This window comes from Aggregatibacter sp. oral taxon 458 str. W10330, from assembly GCF_000466335.1.
GTDB lineage: Bacteria > Pseudomonadota > Gammaproteobacteria > Enterobacterales > Pasteurellaceae > Aggregatibacter.
On record NZ_KE952605.1, the window covers coordinates 23651 to 42177 of the forward strand.

At 42.1% G+C, this 18527-nt stretch carries 17 protein-coding genes and 1 pseudogene; 15 read left to right on the top strand and 3 right to left on the bottom strand.

Going from position 1 to position 18527, the window contains the following annotated elements; all coding sequences use genetic code 11:
• Positions 1–91 precede the first annotated feature (91 nt).
• From polA to HMPREF9065_RS05005, 3 genes are all read left to right on the top strand, one after another.
• Complete coding sequence (gene polA, locus HMPREF9065_RS05015; RefSeq protein ID WP_033002519.1) at positions 92–2890, top strand: DNA polymerase I; 2799 nt, start codon at positions 92–94, stop codon at positions 2888–2890.
• Positions 2891–2905: 15 nt separating this feature from the next.
• On the top strand, positions 2906–3223 hold the full coding sequence (locus HMPREF9065_RS05010) for a hypothetical protein (RefSeq protein WP_021616036.1): 318 nt from the start codon (positions 2906–2908) through the stop codon (positions 3221–3223).
• A gap of 231 nt (positions 3224–3454) precedes the next feature.
• On the top strand, positions 3455–4066 hold the full coding sequence (locus HMPREF9065_RS05005; RefSeq protein ID WP_033002520.1) for a glutathione S-transferase: 612 nt from the start codon (positions 3455–3457) through the stop codon (positions 4064–4066).
• 113 nt (positions 4067–4179) lie between these two features.
• Here the strand turns inward: HMPREF9065_RS05005 and HMPREF9065_RS10475 are convergent.
• Both HMPREF9065_RS10475 and HMPREF9065_RS05000 read right to left on the bottom strand, forming a co-directional pair.
• Positions 4180–4317, bottom strand: a pseudogene (locus tag HMPREF9065_RS10475) (single-stranded DNA-binding protein); the annotation flags it as partial.
• 184 nt (positions 4318–4501) lie between these two features.
• On the bottom strand, positions 4502–4867 hold the full coding sequence (locus HMPREF9065_RS05000; RefSeq protein ID WP_033002521.1) for a transcriptional regulator: 366 nt from the start codon (positions 4865–4867) through the stop codon (positions 4502–4504).
• A gap of 100 nt (positions 4868–4967) precedes the next feature.
• Between HMPREF9065_RS05000 and HMPREF9065_RS04995 the strand changes: the two genes are divergently transcribed.
• The 11 genes from HMPREF9065_RS04995 (at position 4968) to HMPREF9065_RS04945 (ending at position 14458) form a co-directional block, all read left to right on the top strand.
• A complete protein-coding gene (locus HMPREF9065_RS04995; protein ID WP_021616040.1) occupies positions 4968–5969 on the top strand; it encodes a TerC/Alx family metal homeostasis membrane protein in 1002 nt (333 codons plus the stop codon).
• Positions 5970–5973: 4 nt separating this feature from the next.
• Complete coding sequence (locus HMPREF9065_RS04990; RefSeq protein WP_021616041.1) at positions 5974–6342, top strand: hypothetical protein; 369 nt, start codon at positions 5974–5976, stop codon at positions 6340–6342.
• 11 nt (positions 6343–6353) lie between these two features.
• A complete protein-coding gene (locus tag HMPREF9065_RS04985; protein WP_033002522.1) occupies positions 6354–6992 on the top strand; it encodes a vWA domain-containing protein in 639 nt (212 codons plus the stop codon).
• A gap of 17 nt (positions 6993–7009) precedes the next feature.
• Positions 7010–7648, top strand: a complete 639-nt coding sequence (locus HMPREF9065_RS04980; protein ID WP_033002523.1) for a vWA domain-containing protein — start codon at positions 7010–7012, stop codon at positions 7646–7648.
• Positions 7649–7657: 9 nt separating this feature from the next.
• Positions 7658–8695 (top strand): TerY-C metal binding domain-containing protein, encoded by a 1038-nt coding sequence (locus HMPREF9065_RS04975; protein ID WP_021616044.1) that lies wholly within the window; start codon positions 7658–7660, stop codon positions 8693–8695.
• Positions 8696–8697: 2 nt separating this feature from the next.
• The gene (locus HMPREF9065_RS04970; protein WP_021616045.1) at positions 8698–10248 is read left to right on the top strand and encodes a PP2C family serine/threonine-protein phosphatase; all 1551 of its coding nucleotides are present in this window, start codon (positions 8698–8700) and stop codon (positions 10246–10248) included.
• Complete coding sequence (locus tag HMPREF9065_RS04965) at positions 10248–11747, top strand: helix-hairpin-helix domain-containing protein (protein WP_021616046.1); 1500 nt, start codon at positions 10248–10250, stop codon at positions 11745–11747. Before HMPREF9065_RS04970 ends, HMPREF9065_RS04965 begins: the two co-directional genes overlap by 1 nt.
• Before the next feature lie 36 nt (positions 11748–11783).
• Positions 11784–12362, top strand: a complete 579-nt coding sequence (locus tag HMPREF9065_RS04960; protein WP_021616047.1) for a TerD family protein — start codon at positions 11784–11786, stop codon at positions 12360–12362.
• A gap of 12 nt (positions 12363–12374) precedes the next feature.
• Entirely contained in the window at positions 12375–13028 is a 654-nt protein-coding gene (locus tag HMPREF9065_RS04955) for a hypothetical protein (protein WP_021616048.1), read from the top strand.
• 152 nt (positions 13029–13180) lie between these two features.
• Positions 13181–14221, top strand: a complete 1041-nt coding sequence (locus HMPREF9065_RS04950) for a YeeE/YedE family protein (RefSeq protein WP_033002524.1) — start codon at positions 13181–13183, stop codon at positions 14219–14221.
• Positions 14222–14236: 15 nt separating this feature from the next.
• Entirely contained in the window at positions 14237–14458 is a 222-nt protein-coding gene (locus tag HMPREF9065_RS04945) for a sulfurtransferase TusA family protein (RefSeq protein ID WP_021616050.1), read from the top strand.
• A 276-nt stretch (positions 14459–14734) separates the two neighbouring features.
• On the opposite strand, the gene HMPREF9065_RS04940 is transcribed toward HMPREF9065_RS04945, so the two are convergent.
• Positions 14735–15220, bottom strand: coding sequence for a single-stranded DNA-binding protein (locus HMPREF9065_RS04940; RefSeq protein WP_033002525.1), 486 nt, complete (start codon positions 15218–15220; stop codon positions 14735–14737).
• Between the two features lie 169 nt (positions 15221–15389).
• Between HMPREF9065_RS04940 and uvrA the strand changes: the two genes are divergently transcribed.
• On the top strand, positions 15390–18221 hold the full coding sequence (gene uvrA / locus HMPREF9065_RS04935; RefSeq protein WP_021616052.1) for an excinuclease ABC subunit UvrA: 2832 nt from the start codon (positions 15390–15392) through the stop codon (positions 18219–18221).
• The last annotated feature ends 306 nt before the right edge of the window (positions 18222–18527 follow it).

The window sequence follows — 18527 nt, forward strand, 5'->3', positions numbered from 1 at the left end:
TTAATCCCTTTTTTCTGGGGGATTTCCCCATGCGCCCTTGGCTGATTTTCGCTATAATACGACAACATTTTATCAACATCATGAGATGATTATGGCTCAAATTGCTGCAAATCCCCTTGTCCTCGTGGACGGTTCTTCTTATTTATACCGCGCTTTTCACGCCTTCCCTCCGCTTACCAACTCCAACGGTGAACCGACAGGCGCCATGTATGGTGTGCTGAATATGTTGAAAAGCCTGATTTCTCAAGTGCAGCCAAGCCACATTGCGGTGGTGTTTGATGCCAAAGGCAAAACTTTCCGCGATGAAATGTTTGAGCAATATAAATCTCATCGTCCGCCGATGCCGGATGATCTACGTAAACAAATCCAGCCCTTGCATGACATGATCCGCGCATTGGGGATTCCGCTGTTGGTGGTGGAAGGTGTGGAAGCGGACGATGTGATCGGCACATTAGCACGCCAAGCGTCGCAAAACGGGCAGAAGGTACTTATCAGTACCGGTGACAAAGACATGGCGCAGCTGGTGGATGACAACATTATGTTGATTAATACCATGAACAACAGCCTACTGGATTGTGATGGCGTGATTGAAAAATACGGCATTCCACCGGAGTTAATTATTGATTACCTGGCATTGATGGGCGATAGCTCCGACAACATTCCCGGTGTGTCCGGTATTGGCGAAAAAACCGCATTAGGGCTTTTGCAGGGAATCGGTAGCATGGCACAAATTTATGCCAATCTGGATAAAGTCGCCGAACTGCCGATTCGTGGTGCGAAGAAACTCGGTGAAAAATTGCTTGCTGAAAAAGACATGGCAGATTTGTCCTACGCGTTGGCAACCATCAAAACCGACGTGGCGTTGGCATTTTCCCCGCAAGAACTTGCGCTTAGTGAGAGCGATAATGACGCCTTAATCGAATATTTCGGGCGGTATGAATTTAAACGCTGGCTAGGCGAGGTGATGAACGGCACCAATTCCGTAACGCAACCGACGCAATCGGTGAAAATTAATCCTTATCAAGCGACGCCGGCAGTCAAAACTGATGAAAGTGCGGTTGAAAATTCCGTTAAATTTAACATCGACCGCAGCCGCTATGAAAACATTCTGACTGAAGCGGATTTAGTTCGTTGGGTGGAAAAATTAAGTGCCGAGAAACTGATTGCGGTGGATACGGAAACCGATGGGCTGGATTATATGTCTGCTAATTTGGTGGGCGTGTCTTTTGCGTTAGAAAATGGTGAAGCAGCGTATTTACCGTTGCATTTGGATTATCTCGGTGCGCCAAAAACGCTCGAAAAAAGCATCGCACTTGCCGCCCTCAAACCCATTTTAGAGAACCCGAATATCGGTAAAATCGGGCAAAATCTCAAATTTGATATGACTATTTTTGCCCGCAACGGCATTGCGTTGCAGGGCATTGAATTCGACACCATGTTGCTTTCTTACACCTTGGACAGCACCGGTCGACACAACATGGACGACTTAGCGAAGCGTTATCTCGGACACCAAACTATCGGCTTTGAAGACATTGCCGGCAAAGGGAAAAATCAGCTGACATTCAACCAAATCCCGCTGGAGCAAGCAGGCGAATACGCGGCGGAAGATGCCGATGTGACCATGAAATTGCAACAAGTGTTGTGGGAAAAACTTCAGTCGCAACCCAGTTTGGTGGAACTCTATCAGTCCATCGAATTGCCCTTGCTTGGCGTATTGTCACGCATGGAGCGTTGCGGCGTATTGATTGATTCTGATGCGCTGTTCTTGCAGTCCAACGAAATTACCGAAAGATTGACCGCACTTGAAATGCAGGCGCATGAACTGGCGGGGCAATCGTTCAATTTGGCGTCCACGAAACAGTTGCAAGAAATTCTATTCGATAAACTCGGCTTGCCGGTGCTGCAAAAAACCCCGAAAGGCGCGCCGTCCACCAATGAAGACGTGTTGGAGGAACTGGCGTACAGCCACGAGTTACCGAAAGTGTTGGTAGAACATCGCGGTTTGAGCAAACTGAAATCCACTTACACCGACAAATTGCCGCAAATGGTGAACCCGCAAACCGGGCGCGTACACACCTCTTATCATCAAGCCGTAACGGCAACAGGGCGGCTTTCTTCCAGTGATCCGAATTTGCAGAATATTCCTATTCGTAACGAGGAAGGCCGCCGTATTCGCCAAGCCTTTATTGCCCGTGACGGTTATAAAATTATTGCTGCCGACTATTCCCAAATCGAGCTGCGCATTATGGCGCATTTGTCCAACGATGCCGGTTTGATTAACGCGTTTGCGCAAGGCAAAGACATTCACCGCTCCACCGCCGCTGAAATTTTCGGTTTGCCGTTGGAACAAGTGACGAGCGAACAACGCCGCAACGCAAAAGCCATTAACTTCGGCTTGATTTATGGTATGTCTTCTTTCGGACTTTCCCGTCAGCTTGGGATTTCCCGCGCGGATGCGCAACGCTACATGGATTTATATTTCCAACGTTACCCGGGCGTGCAAACCTTTATGCATGACATCCGTGAGAAGGCGAAAGCGCAGGGCTATGTGGAAACGCTGTTCGGACGCCGTTTATATTTGCCGGAAATCAATTCTTCCAACGCCATGCGTCGTAAAGGGGCGGAACGGGTGGCGATTAACGCACCGATGCAAGGTACCGCCGCCGACATCATCAAACGCGCCATGATTAAGCTAGATGAAATTACGCGCGATGATCCGGATATTCACATGATCATGCAGGTGCATGACGAATTGGTGTTTGAAGTGCGGTCAGAAAAAATCGCGTTTTTCAGCGAGCTCATCAAACAACTCATGGAAGCCGCCGCCGAACTTGTGGTACCATTGATTGTGGATGTCGGCGTGGGCGAGAATTGGGACGAAGCCCACTAACGTTAAGGAGAGAGCATGGCACACAAAATTATCCGTAGCGCAGATTTTACCGCCACCCGTGCTTGGGGCGGTTTGGATATTGCTGAAATGAATGGCATCAGCGTGCGGTTACATTGGACGAATGAGCCTTATAAATGGCATATCAATGATGGCGAGGAAGTTTTTGCGGTGATGGACGGCGTAGTGGAAATGCACTACAAAGAGCGTGGCGAAGCCAAGAGCGTATTGCTAGAAACCGGTGATATTTTCTACGCCGGCATCGGCACCGAACACGTCGCTCACCCGCAAGGCGAAGCACGAATTTTGGTGATTGAAAAGGCGGGGAGTATTTGATTAATAAAGAACTTAAATGTTGCAGAGATATAATAAAATATGACCGCAGAATCCTCCTCCTAAAAGAATTTTTATTTTACAAAACACCGGCGGACACAAAGTTATCAAATGACATAATTTTCGCATCAGCCATAACGTTTTAGTTTCCCAAGAGAGAAGTCATTGGCAAAAGTGCGGTAAAACTTAACCGTCTTTTATAGGTTCCAAGATGCAATGAACAAGGAGATCATCATGAAACTTTGGTATTCCACCACAAGTCCCTTTGTGCGCAAAGTGATGGCTGTGCTTAAATATCATAAATTGGACGAACAAATCGAATTGTTACGCGTGACATCCGCGTTCGATCCCAATTCGCCACATAACCAAGACAACCCGCTCGGACGCATTCCGGCGTTACAACTTGATAACGGAGAATGGTTGTTTGGTAGTCTATTAATCAGTGAATATTTAGATTCTATCGGACACAGTAAGTGTTTATTTCCACAAGGAGAACAACGTTGGCAGGTGCTGCAGGCGCATTCTTTAGTGGATGGCATTTTAGAAAATACCATTCCAATGCTTGCTGAACGCATGCTTCGCCCACAGGAAGAATGGTGGAAGACACGGCATGAACAACTCAATGAACGTAATTGTCGTAGTTTTATTGAATTGGAAAAGTACCTGACAAAATTTGGTGAGCAGTTAAATATCGGTACAATAAGTGCCGTCTGTCTTATCGACTGGTGGGTATTTCGTCAAACTCAAATCGGGTTAGATTTAAACAAGTTCTCCCCAAATTTAGTAACTTGGGCAGCACGTATGAATCAGCATTATGATTTTTTAGCGGAGACCAAACCAAGATAAAACACCTAGGAAAATAACCACACTTTTACGTTAAAAATACACTGGCTTTATGCCACAAAAAACAAAGGGTCTGACATCACATCAGACCCTTTATCATTTTTGTGCTTTATTCGTTAGAACGGAATATCATCATCAAAGTTATCCATCGGCGGTTCGGCTGCCGGTTTGCTTGCCGGAGTGGCACGTGGTGCAGTTGGCGCGCTTGGTGCTTGGCTTGAGTAGCTTGGCTGTGCTGCCGGCACGTAGCCCCCTCCGATGGCGCAAGCGTCCACGCTTGTGCCTGTAACTAAAATGAAAAAAGCACAAGCGTGGACGCTTGCGCCATCGGAGGGGTAGAAAAAAATAAAACTAATTAAGGCTCAAAATTATATGATGTTTGTGCAACATTGAAGCCATACTCTTCACGTATTTTTGTACCTACCTGAAAATTTATATTTATGCTTTATTCTGAAATGAGCTAATAAATGTAATTAATGCTGATTTTTGCTGTTCCGATAGTCCAATAATCATCTTCAATAAAACTTCATCTAACATTGTCATTTTTTCATTATCACCCACACCATAACGCAACCATTCTGGTTTAACTGATAACCACTTAGATAATGTTTCAATTTTATCCATTGATGGAATAGCCAAACCATTAAGCCATTTATGTACGGCTTGTTGAGTAACAGACTCATTTGGGTGTTGCAAATTAAATTTAGTTGCTATTTCACTTGTCTTCAAATTCTGCATAGCCATTGCTGAAAGAGCTAGTTTTAAACGCGCACTAAATTTTTCTTTTTCAGTTAATATTCTCATAATGAAAATAATTATGACTAAATCCCTAAAAAATCTGTAAACCATTATGGTTTTTGTGTAAACTAAATCAGTTTTGTTGTTTTTATTTTAGGTCTAATCTATGCATCATTTTGGTTTTCCTTTAGAAGTTCTTATTGTCTTCTTTTCAGCTATCTTATTTTCTGTTTATGTGGATTTAATTTCTCACCGTCACAGTAAAGAAATTACGGTAAAAAATGCCGCACTTTGGTCAATCTTTTGGATTTCATTGGCATTGGCGTTCTACTTTTATCTTTATTTCCGTTTCGAGCCGGAATGGGCAGATCTCTATCTTGCAGGATATATTCTCGAAAAGAGTTTATCCATTGATAACTTGATGGTATTTGTTGCGATCTTTGCATCTTTTGGGATTAAAGATCATCTTCAACACCGTATTCTTTATTGGGGAATCTTAGGAGCATTGATTTTCCGAGCTATTTTCGTTGTGATTGGAACAGGATTATTTGCCGCAAGTCCTTGGATTGGATTTATCTTTGCTGCATTTGTACTTTGGAGTGGTTGGAAAATGTTACGAGGCGGAGATGATAGTGAAGAAGAAATCGAAGACTATACTCATCACTGGAGTGTTCGTTTGGTAGGGAAAATGATGCCTGTTTTCCCAAAACTAGTGCAAGAAAAATTCTTTGTAAAACATAATGAATTAAATGCAGATCAAATAGTTTCCGTTACTCGTCAAGGTTTTCGTTACGCAACGCCTGCATTTTTATGTTTAATGGCAATTGAAACATCTGATGTAGCATTTGCCTTTGACTCAGTACCTGCTGTTATTGCTGTGACTCAAGAACCATTACTCGTTTATGCTTCAATGATTTTCGCGATTCTAGGATTACGTAGTCTCTATTTTATTCTTGCTGCACTCACAAAATATCTTGTTCACCTTGAAAAAGCTGTCATTGCCTTATTGTTCTTTATTGGTATCAAAATGGGAATTCAATCTTGGAATCACGCGGTATTTGATACAGGCATTCATATTTCTGCCAATGTTAGCCTTTATATTGTATTAGGTGTTTTATTTATTGGTGTTGTTGCTTCATTTATTTTCCCTGAAAAAGAAGAAGGATAATGCAATGAACGTAAAGAAATTGATTCTTCTGACCGCTTATTTTATCACTACAAATGTTTTGGCAAACCAACACTATATAACGCCACCAACGTCATCTACACATGGATATGTTCCAGTAATTAGTGATGAAATGGAACAACAATGTGTTGAAATCTACAACCAAGCGAAATGGTTAGGTGATTCGCTTCAAAATACTTATGTTGATCAATACTCTATCGCTTCCGTAAATGCGTGTAACCAGCAAGTTGCACAACATTCACAAATGATCGATTGGTTTAATCAAAATTGTGCGGGTAAACAATCTTATTCAGCTTGTAAAGTCGCAATGGAATTAAACCGTAAAAATGGTATTCCAGCTCAAAATTGTTATTAGGGAGAAAATTTATGCGTCGTTTACCTGTTTATTTATTAGTCGATACTTCTGGCTCAATGATGGGCGAGGCTATTGAATCTGTGCGTAATGGTTTACAAATGTTAGTTTCTGCATTACGTCAAGATCCTTACGCGTTAGAAACGGCTTATTTATCGGTGATTACTTTTGATAGTAAAGCAAAACAAGTTACTCCCTTAACAGAATTAATGAGCTTCCAGCTGCCAACTATCGAGGCATCAGGTTTAACAGCTATGGGGGAAGCACTTACGTTATTAACAGATTGTATTAATCGGGAAGTTCAAAAAGGCTCAGCAGAAGTAAAAGGTGATTGGAAACCTGTCATCTTTTTACTCTCAGATGGTGCACCAACCGATGATCTTCAAAAAGGGATTAACGCTTTAAGGACTGTAAAAACCGGTACTTTTGTTGCTTGTGCTGCAGGTACTGGTGCAGATACCAATGTGTTAAAACAAATTACCGAAAGCGTAGTTTCACTTGATACGGCAGATGCAAATTCAATCAAAGCCTTCTTTAAATGGGTTTCGGCATCGATTTCAGTTTCAAGCCAAAAAGTCGATCTGAATAAAAAAGATGTAGGCGGATTAGGAGAATTACCGCCACCACCTGCAGAATTAAACATTGTTTTATAAGTGGTGTGGTGAGTGCTATGGCAAGAAGATTACTAACGTATATTTGTATTGATACTTCAGGTTCGATGAAAGGCGAGCCAATTGAAGCAGTAAATGTAGGATTGCAGTCGCTGCTTTCAGCTTTACGACAAAATCCCTATGCTCTTGAAAGCGTTTACCTTTCTATTTCAACTTTTGATACGCAAATAAAAAATGTGCTGCCATTGACCGCACTTGAGGATGTTGTATTACCAATGATTTCTTGTCCTGATAGCGGGGCAACTTTTCTTGGCAAGATGTTAGAAGAAATCGCACAAATGGTCAAAAAAGATCGCATTCTTGCAACGACAGAGCAAAAAGGAGATTGGCGGCCGATTTTGATTTTACTCACAGATGGAAAACCATCAGACACATTTGCCTACGAACAATCTATACCACAAATCAAATCCTTAAACTTTGGCAATATTGTCGCTTGTGCAGCAGGCCCAAAGGCAGATCCTAATATTCTGAAAAAACTTACAGACACAGTTGTGTCATTAGATACTATGGATGCAAATAGTTTTGCTCAGTTCTTCCAATGGGTTTCAGCATCCGTTGCACAAACTAGTGTAAGTGTGGGGGCTGTGAATCATAACGATTTACCTCCACCACCTGATGAAATTAATATTGTATTCTAGGAAAAAATTATGCGTCGCTTACCTGTTTATCTTGTTGTCGATATTTCTGAAAGTATGGCGGGAGAAAATCTTCGCCAGATGCAAGAAGGCATAAACCGCCTTGTTAATCAACTTCGCCGCGATCCCTATGCGTTAGAATCTGTTTACCTTTCTGTGATTGCTTTTGCAGGGGCTGCAGGCACGTTAGCACCGCTAACAGAATTAATGACGTTTTACTCACCTCGCTTACCGATTGGCTCGGGGACATCTATTGGTGCAGTACTCAATCACCTAATGGATACTTTAGAAAAAGACATAGTTCGTAGTACACCCGTTAAAAAAGGCGATTGGAAGCCATTGGTTTACATTATGTCGGATGGTTCTACTACAGACGATCCTGGTCAAGCCATTTCTCGTTGGCAGCACCATTTTCACAATAAAGCCAAACTGATCAATATTGGCATTGGTAAATTTGCCAACCTTAACACATTAAGTGAGATTAGTGATTTAACTTATCGATTAGATGATGAAGATATTGAAAAAGTTTACCGAGCTTTATGTGAATCTGTCGCTGATTCTATTTTAAGTCAAAGTCGTTCTCTTGGTGTGGAATTACCTATTTCACTGAATAAAGAAATTTTAGAGAGCAGTGCAATTTCTTTAGTTAAAGATAAAGAACAAGCAGTCGCTTTAGATGAAAATTATGCAATCATCGTAGGGAAATGTAGCAAGGTGAAATTGCCTTATTTGATGAAATATGAGCGGATTGACAACAGCCCACTGGATAATGCGATTTTCCAATATGTTGGTGTTTATCCCGCGGAAAAAGATTACGAAGATTGGTCTGATCATCGTCCGAATCATAGCAAAATTTCTACATCCCAACTTTGGGGAGGAGGGGGTTGTCCGCATTGTGGTGCGGCATTTGGCTTATGTATGTGTAACTGCGGTCAAGTTTTTTGTGCTAATGGAGAAAAAGAAGTAGTTTGTCCAGGTTGTAATGAAACCTTGTATTTTAATGATGAAGCCGATGGTTCTGATTTTGATATTACTCGAGCAAGGGGATAGCAATGAATGCAACCGAACAATTAGAAAAAATTAAATTTTGGTTGAATCAAGCAGATGAAAAATACCTTGATGCCTTTGCTAGCCAAAATCAGACACTTATTTCGCATCTTTGTGAAATATGGCAACGCTTTCAGGATTCGAAGAACATAACATCATTGGAAAATAATATGTTTCTTATACAACCGACAGAACCTACGCCGATACATAAAAAAGATTTTATTATCACATTGCCAAATGCAAAACAGGATGAACATTATTTTTATCAAAAATCAGATGATTTGCCTGATATTCAATCTGTCTGCATAGAAGATAGTATTGGATTGCTGTGGAATATAGAAAATCAAACGTTAGAGGGGATACCCACAAAGAGCGGTGAATTTTTACTGACTTTTCAATTTACTGACGGCAATGTTGCACATTCAAACTTTTTTATCAATCCTAATCCAAAATATTTATGGAAGAACATTCCATCCGATAAAAATAGTCGTTTTTGGAAACCAGATAGTGCAAGTGATCGTATTCAAACTGAATATGGTCAATTGATCGCCGCACGGATGCGTGGACGCACTCACGCAATGAAAGGTACGTGCTGTGATGATGATTTTACTATTGCTTATCACGAAAAAACTAAACTTCATTTTATTGGGGTTGCAGATGGTGCCGGAAGTGCAGAGTTCTCTCGTCAAGGCTCAAAACTAGCCGTAAATGCTGCTCAATATAAAATTTTTGAATTACTTAATATTGAAGAGAAAGATTATTCAAAATTAGCTAAGATGAATGAACAACAGCTAATTTATATCACAAAAGCTATCTTTAAAGAAGCGGTGCAAGCTGCTTACATTGCTCAAGAAACAGCAGCAAGAGATGCTAACATTGAACTTAAAACGCTTTCGTGCACATTACTGCTTGTATTCACATTACCTTTAATTGATGGCAAATGGTTTTCTGCTTGTTATTGGGTAGGAGACGGTGCAGCTACTATTTTTGACCCAGTTACTCAGCAGGTTAAGTTATTAGGGGAAGTTGATTCAGGGCAATATTCTGGCGAAACACAGTTCTTAACATTATCCGAAGCGAATGCAGAAAAAATTACAACTCGTATTTATACAGATATTCGTGATTATCCAGCAATCTTGATGCTAATGACAGATGGTGTATCTGATCCTAAATTCCATAACGATACACAACTCAAAACATTTGAGGCTTGGAAAGTATTTTGGCAAGAATTATGTGAACCATTACAAAAAGCACAGCCAGAACAAGCACTAGAAGAATGGTTAGACTTCTTTTCAAAAGGCGAACACGATGACCGCACTTTAGCGATATTTATCCCGCAATCAGAATGGCAAGGAATAGCTTATCCGACAATAACTAATACTATCTCTGGCGAAAATTTAGCGATAGCAGATGAGCAGCCACAACAAGCGGTTGAAAACAACCAAGAACCTACTAATGAAGAAGCCAGAACCATCAACATTACTCAAAATAATGAAACAAAAACAATCACGCTTAAAAAAGCAAGTGATGTACAAGTTCAAAGGGAGCCTGAGTAATGAGTAAGATTATTACGCTTACCGCAACAAATGGTGAAACCATTCAATTTGTTGATGAAGTCAAAGCACAAGGAGGAATGAAAGATGTGATGTTTTCCCCCGATAAGGATTATGTCGTGGCGTTCTTCCGTGAGCCAGCTGATCCCGCAACAAAAGAGCGGTTAGAAATGATCACGGGTACCTATCGAGAAAAAATCTTTAATCAAGAGGGTGGAGAGTATCTAAAAAAACTCTTCTGTTGGCCTACCGCAGTGGTGGAATATCAAGGCAAGTTAGGGGTTGTTAGTCCTTTCTATCGCGCTTGTTTTTTCTTTCAATATGGTAGCCGTAATAACGATATGCTCGGTATTAAAGGAAAAGATAAAGACGGGAAATGGTTTGCTAGTGCTTCTAATCGCAATAAGTTTCTGGAACCACGAGAATTAGGCGATTGGATGTTACACCTGAAGGTATGTTTAATGCTGGCTCGTGCTGTTCGCCGTATGCATATGGCTGGGTTAAGTCATAGTGATTTGGGTTATAAAAACTGTTTAATTGATCCGACCACAGGGCAAGCTAGTTTGATTGATATTGATGGTTTAGTTGTACCAGGAAAACATCCACCAACTGTGGTTGGCACACCTGATTTTATTGCTCCTGAAGTAGTAGCAACCCAGCACTTAGATAAAAGTGATCCAAAACGAAAACTACCTAGTCGTATTACCGATTTACACGCACTAGCCGTTTTAATTTATATGTATTTACTTTATCGCCATCCATTGCGTGGCGATAAGGTTTTTGATGTAAATGATAGCCAGCGTGATGAAGAGTTAGGAATGGGCGAGAAAGCATTATTTATTGAACACCCAATCGATCATAGCAATCGTATTAAAATTAATAATGTTAAGGATAGTGAACTTCCTTGGAAAGATACGCAAAAAATGCCTTACACCATTACAGGACCTTATTTAAGCGAATTATTTAAACGAGCTTTTATAGATGGATTGCATAATCCATTAGCTCGACCCACTGCAGATGAATGGGAACAAGCATTAGTAAAAACGGTTGATTTATTGCAACCGTGTAGTAACTCAAATTGTGAACAAAAATGGTATGCTTTCGATAACTCTAAATCGCCTAAATGCCCATTCTGTGGTACAGCTCATCAAGGAAAATTACCTATATTAAATTTATATTCTGCTGCACCAAATGGCAGTTATCGCCCTGATAATCACAGAATTATGGTCTACAGCGGGCAATCACTTTTTAAATGGCACGCTGACAATCGCGTATTTCCTAATGAAAAATTGAAAGCCGAAGATGCTAAACGCGTTGGTTATTTCATTCAACATCAAGGAAATTGGTGGCTCGTGAATGAAAATCTGCCTGATATGGTAGATGTAAATACTAAACAACCGATTCCTATTGGTGGAAAAGTGAAGCTTGAAGAAAACGCAAAAATTCTTTTGAAAAAGGGCGAAGGCGGACGACTGATCGTTGTTCAAATGGCAGGTGTATAAGATTTATCAACTCAAGAAAAACTGGAGAATTACAATATGGCAATTTCATTAACCAAAGGTCAAAATGTTTCATTAAGTAAAACTGATCCTAACCTAAAAAATGTTTTAGTCGGCTTAGGTTGGGACGCTCGCTCTACTGATGGGAAAAATTTTGATTTAGATGCTAGTGTATTTATGGCAACAGAAAACGCTAAAGTGCCTTCTGATAGCTATTTCATTTTCTATAATCAATTAGTTTCACCTTGTGGTGGTGTAGAACATACTGGGGATAACCTGACTGGAGACGGCGATGGTGATGATGAAAGCGTAATTGTTAGATTAGATAAAGTAGAAAGCAATATCAAATCACTTTTTATTACTGTAACTATTCACGATGCAGAAGCTCGTCGTCAAAATTTTGGTCAAGTCAGCAATGCATTCGTACGTATTGTTAATAATGATACTGGTGATGAAATTGTTCGTTTTGATCTTTCTGAAGATTACAGTACAGAAACAGCCATGGTATTTGGTGAAATTTATCGCCATAACGGTGAATGGAAATTCCGTGCAATAGGCCAAGGTTATGCTGGCGGACTATATGTACTTTGCAAGCAATATGGAGTAAATGTGGGTTAATTGGAGTTACAAATGGTTTCACTAAGCAAAATTACGTTAGAGAAAAAAGGTGACTCTCATAAAATTGATCTATCAAAAGCTACAGATCAACAAATAACTATTAACTTAAACTGGACACAACAAAAACCGGTGGGCTTTTTTGGTAGTTTATTTGGAAAAGCCAAAGAAATTGACTTAGATCTTGGTTGTTATTGGGAGTTACAGGATGGAACCGCATCTTTGATTGATGGTCTGCAATTTTCTAAAGGCCGTGGTGGCTCAAAAGAACGCTTAACTCGTCAAGGTTGCTATATACAAGCACCTTGGGTATGGCACTGTGGTGATGATAGAAATGGAAGTTCATCTGAGGGGGAAAATATTTTAGTTAACCCCAAAGGGATTCGGGATTTACGCCGCTTAGTAATTTACTGTTTCATTTATGAAGGAGTAGCAAAATGGGCTGAATCTGATGCTATTGTTACTGTTAAAGTGCCAAATCAACCTGAAATCGTCGTTGAAATGGGTAAACAAACTGATCCTCGTACATTCTGCGCCATTGCAACTATTGATTTTGATGGAACTCAAATGTCAGTTCGAAAAGATATCAACTTCTTTAATGGGCACGCAGATTGTAGTAACTATTATGACTGGGGATTTAAATTCTCAGCAGGATCTAAATACTTTTAGAATATCCATACCAAGTAGGGTTAAAAATATCTATTTTTTAACCCTATTTTTTATATCTAAATCACATATCAATTAACTAAAAGTTCTTGGCGTATATATTCTAAATTCATTAAAAATACCGCATGCGTTTTTTACTTACTTTAGGAGATCCTATGCTTTTAACAGGGTTATTTTGTGGTATTTTGCTTGGCTTTGTGATGCAACGTGGACGCTTTTGTATCACCGGTGCATTTCGTGATTTATATGTCACCAAAAACAACAAAATGTTTGTTGCATTACTTATTGCCATTACGGTGCAATCTGTCGGTTTCTTTTTATTAAAAGAAATAGGTGTGTTGAATGTTGATCCGGCTGAAAACTTTGCCTTTTTGGCTGTATTAATCGGCGCATTTTTATTTGGTATCGGCATTGTGTTGGCTGGCGGTTGTGCCACAGGAACTTGGTATCGTGCAGCAGAAGGTTTAGTCGGAAGCTGGATTGCACTTTTTACCTATATGCTGTTAAGCGCAATGATGAGAACCGGCCCGCTCGATGATTTTAATAAAGCATTACGCGATATTAATATCGAACAACGCAATATTTACGATACCTTCGGCATTTCACCGTGGTGGTTGGTCGCATTACTTAGCTTGATTACCGGTTATTATGTGTACAAACATTTAAGCAAACCGGCGCCCAAATTAGCGACGCTTAAACCAAGAAAAACAGGTCTAGCCCATTTTTTATTTGAAAAACGCTGGCATCCTTTTGTGTCTGCCGTGTTGGTGGGATTAATCGCCTTGCTCGCTTGGCCTTTAAGCGTAGCAACAGGACGTGAATTTGGCCTAGGTATTACCGGCCCTTCTGCCAACATCATGCAATACCTCGTTACCGGCAATGACAAATTTATTAACTGGGGTGTGTTCCTCGTCCTAGGGATTTTTATTGGTTCATTTATTGGGGCGAAAGGAAGCAATGAATTTCGTGTTCGCGTTCCCGATGTCACGACCATTTTGCGTAGCGCACTAGGCGGGATTTTTATGGGTATCGGTGCAAGTCTTGCAGGCGGTTGCTCTATTGGTAATGGCTTGGTTGAAACCGCTTTCTTCTCATGGCAAGGCTGGATTTCTCTGCCGGTAATGGTGCTTGGCACCTGGGTTGCCGCCTACTTTACCATTATTCGACCGCAACGATTAAAAACCGTCACAGCTTAATTTTAGGAGATAAAAATGATTGTTAAATTACCTACACTCGGTTTAGTTTGCCCTTTCCCCTTGGTTGAAGCCAAAGAAGCCATGGCGAAACTCAATAAGGGCGATGGGTTAGAAATTGAATTTGACTGCACACAAGCCACAGAAGCCATTCCGGCATGGGCGGCAGAAGAAGGTTACGAAGTAACTGATTTTGAACAAATCGATGATGCTAAATGGAAAATTACCGTCATTAAATAAGGTACAAGGGCAGTCAAAATTTGCGGTATTTAAGTTGGAAAAACACATAGAAAAACCACCGCACTTTAGTTTGCCGTGTTATTGATGTCGCTTTTTTAATTAAATAAGCCCTCCGATGGCGCAAGCGTCCACGCTTGTGCCTATTTTTCTAAGGATTAATCAATGAGCACACACCTTACAAATCCCACTTACGTTAAAAATACATCAACTTTATGCCACAAAAAACAAAGGGTCTGACATCACATCAGACCCTTTATCATTTTTGTGCTTTATTCGTTAGAATGGAATATCATCATCAAAATTATCCATTGGCGGTTCGGCTGCCGGTTTGCTTGCCGGAGTGCCACGTGGTGCAGTTGGCGCGCTTGGTGCTTGGCTTGAGTAGTTTGGCTGTGCTGCCGGCGCGTAGCCGCCGGATTGACGATCAGATCGGCTGTCTAACATTTGTAAAACATCGCCTTGAATTTCTGTGGTGTAGCGATCTTGGCCGTTTTGATCTTGCCATTTGCGGGTTCTTAAACGCCCTTCGACATAAACTTTAGACCCTTTGCGTAGGTATTCGCCCGCCACTTCCGCCTGACGACGATAGAACACAATGCGGTGCCATTCGGTGACTTCACGACGTTCGCCGGTGTTTTTATCATTCCAGCTTTCACTGGTGGCAACGGTAATGTTGGCAACCGCTTCGCCGTTCGGCATGGTACGAATTTCAGGATCGTTACCTAAGTTACCAACAATAATGACTTTATTTACTCCAGCCATAATATCCTCTTCTTTATTCAATTTTACTGTAAAAAAATTTGCTCTATTCTGCCTGAAAATTCGGAATAAATCCACGCCTTCAACAAAATTAACTGGATATTTGCACAGTTATTTAGGAATATGCGATAATTGTCGCATATTTACACTTCTTTCATTTATAAAATCTATTATGGATACCATCGACATTCGTGGGGCAAGAACCCACAATCTGAAAAATATTAACTTAACCATTCCCCGTGATAAATTAATCGTCATTACCGGCTTATCCGGCTCAGGCAAATCTTCTTTGGCTTTTGACACGCTGTATGCCGAAGGGCAACGCCGTTATGTGGAATCCTTGTCCGCCTATGCGCGTCAATTTTTGTCATTAATGGAAAAACCCGATGTGGACCATATTGAAGGGCTTTCACCGGCCATTTCTATTGAGCAAAAATCCACCTCGCACAACCCTCGTTCAACGGTGGGTACCATTACCGAAATTCACGATTACCTGCGTTTGTTGTTTGCCCGCGTGGGCGAGCCGCGCTGCCCTCATCATAATGTGCCGCTCACGGCGCAAACGATCAGCCAAATGGTGGATAAAGTGCTTTCCCTGCCTGAAGAAAGCAAAATGATGTTGTTGGCGCCGGTAGTAAAAGAGCGCAAAGGGGAACACATTAAATTATTGCAACAAATTGCTGCGCAAGGCTACATTCGCGCCCGTATTGATGGTGAGATTTGCGATTTATCCGATCCGCCAAAACTGGAATTACAGAAAAAACATACCATTGAAGTGGTGGTGGATCGCTTTAAAGTGCGGTCGGATTTAGCCACAAGATTGGCGGAATCCTTTGAAACCACGCTCGAGCTTTCCGGCGGCACAGCGGTCGTCGCGTATATGGACGATCCGAAAGCGGAAGAACTGGTGTTCTCTGCTAACTTTGCCTGTCCGCACTGTGGCTATTCCGTACCGGAACTGGAACCTCGTCTCTTCTCCTTTAATAACCCTGCCGGCGCGTGCCCGACTTGTGACGGTTTGGGCGTACAACAATATTTTGATGAAAAACGCGTGGTGCAAAATCCGAGTATTTCTCTTGCCAATGGCGCCATTAAAGGCTGGGATCGTCGCAATTTTTATTATTACCAAATGCTCACCTCCTTGGCGAAACACTACCATTTCGATATTGAAACGCCTTTTGAAGAACTGCCGAAAAAAATCCAACAGATTATTTTGCACGGTTCGGGCAAGGAAGAAATCGAATTCCAATACATGAACGATCGCGGCGATGTGGTGTTACGCCACCATGTCTTTGAAGGCATTTTGAACAACATGGCGCGCCGTTATAAAGAAACGGAATCCATGTCAGTGAGGGAAGAACTTGCCAAACACATCAGCAATCGCCCTTGCGCCGATTGTGGCGGTTCGCGTCTGCGTCCCGAGGCGCGTAACGTTTATATTGAGCAAACCAATCTGCCTGATGTCTCGGAGAAAAGCATCGGGGAAGCCTTGAGCTTTTTTGGAGAGCTACAGCTGAGCGGACAAAAAGCGCAAATCGCCGAGAAGATTCTGAAAGAAATCAAAGAGCGGTTACAATTTTTGGTGAATGTGGGCTTGAATTATCTTTCCCTTTCCCGCTCCGCCGAAACTCTTTCGGGCGGTGAAGCACAACGCATTCGTCTTGCCAGCCAAATCGGCGCAGGCTTGGTCGGCGTGATGTATGTATTAGATGAACCGTCTATCGGTTTGCATCAACGGGATAACGAACGCTTGCTCAACACCTTGATTCACTTACGAAATCTCGGCAACACCGTGATTGTGGTAGAACACGATGAAGATGCGATTTTAAGCGCCGACCACATTATCGACATCGGCCCGGGTGCGGGTGTGCATGGTGGTAATGTCATTGCCGAAGGCACAGCGCAACAAATCATGCAAAATCCAAACTCGCTTACGGGTAAATTCTTATCCGGCGCGGAAAAAATCGAAATACCGAAAAAACGCACCACACTTGATAAGAAAAAAACACTCAAGCTGTTCGGTGCATCAGGCAATAATCTGAAAAACGTCAACTTAGAGATTCCGGTCGGCTTGTTTACCTGTATCACCGGCGTGTCCGGTTCAGGCAAATCCACGTTGATAAACGACACCTTGTTCCCGATTGCTCAAAACGCGTTAAACCGTGCGGAAAATGCGGAAGCCGCGCCGTATAAATCTATCGAAGGTTTAGAATTTTTCGACAAAGTCATCGATATTGACCAAAGCCCAATTGGTCGTACTCCGCGCTCTAACCCGGCAACCTACACCGGCGTGTTCACCCCGATTCGTGAGCTGTTCGCCGGCGTACCGGAAGCCCGTGCACGCGGTTACAACCCGGGGCGTTTCAGTTTTAATGTACGCGGCGGGCGTTGCGAAGCTTGTCAGGGCGATGGTGTAATCAAAGTGGAAATGCACTTCCTGCCGGATGTGTACGTGCCTTGCGACCAATGTAAAGGTAAACGCTACAACCGCGAAACCTTGGAAATTCGCTACAAAGGCAAAACCATTCATCAAGTGTTGGATATGACCGTGGAAGAAGCGCGCGAATTTTTCGATGCGGTTCCAATGATTGCGCGCAAACTGCAAACTCTAATGGACGTGGGCTTGTCTTACATCCGCTTGGGGCAATCCTCCACCACCCTATCCGGCGGTGAAGCGCAACGGGTAAAATTGGCGACGGAACTCTCTAAACGGGATACGGGCAAAACCCTGTATATTTTGGACGAACCTACTACCGGGCTACACTTTGCCGACATCAAACAACTGCTTTCCGTGTTGCACCGCTTGCGCGATCAAGGCAATACTATCGTGGTCATTGAGCACAATTTAGACGTGATTAAAACCGCCGACTGGATTGTGGATCTCGGCCCGGAAGGCGGTAGCGGCGGCGGACAAATTATCGCCACCGGTACGCCGGAGCAGGTCGCTAACGTAGAAGGTTCGCATACCGCGCGATTCCTGAAAGGGATTTTGGCGAAAGGGTAAAAACATTTTATTTTTCTACCGCACTTTTGCGCGTATTGTCTGGATAATTTTGCCTTATTCGTGCAACAAGTTGCACGCTACAGTCTGGGTAATTTTGCCTTGTTCATGCAGCACGTTGCACGCGACGTTGGTTCAATCACGTTTTGGATTCTCGTAGCGTGCATCTTGATGCACGAAATACCTTTCCGTTCATTTTGGTGAATGGATAAAAACGCCCCAACAATGACCGTGCATTTAAGCACATCGTTTGTTTAATTCCGTCTTTTTCGTGCAACAAGTTGCACGCTACATTGTCTGGGTAATTTC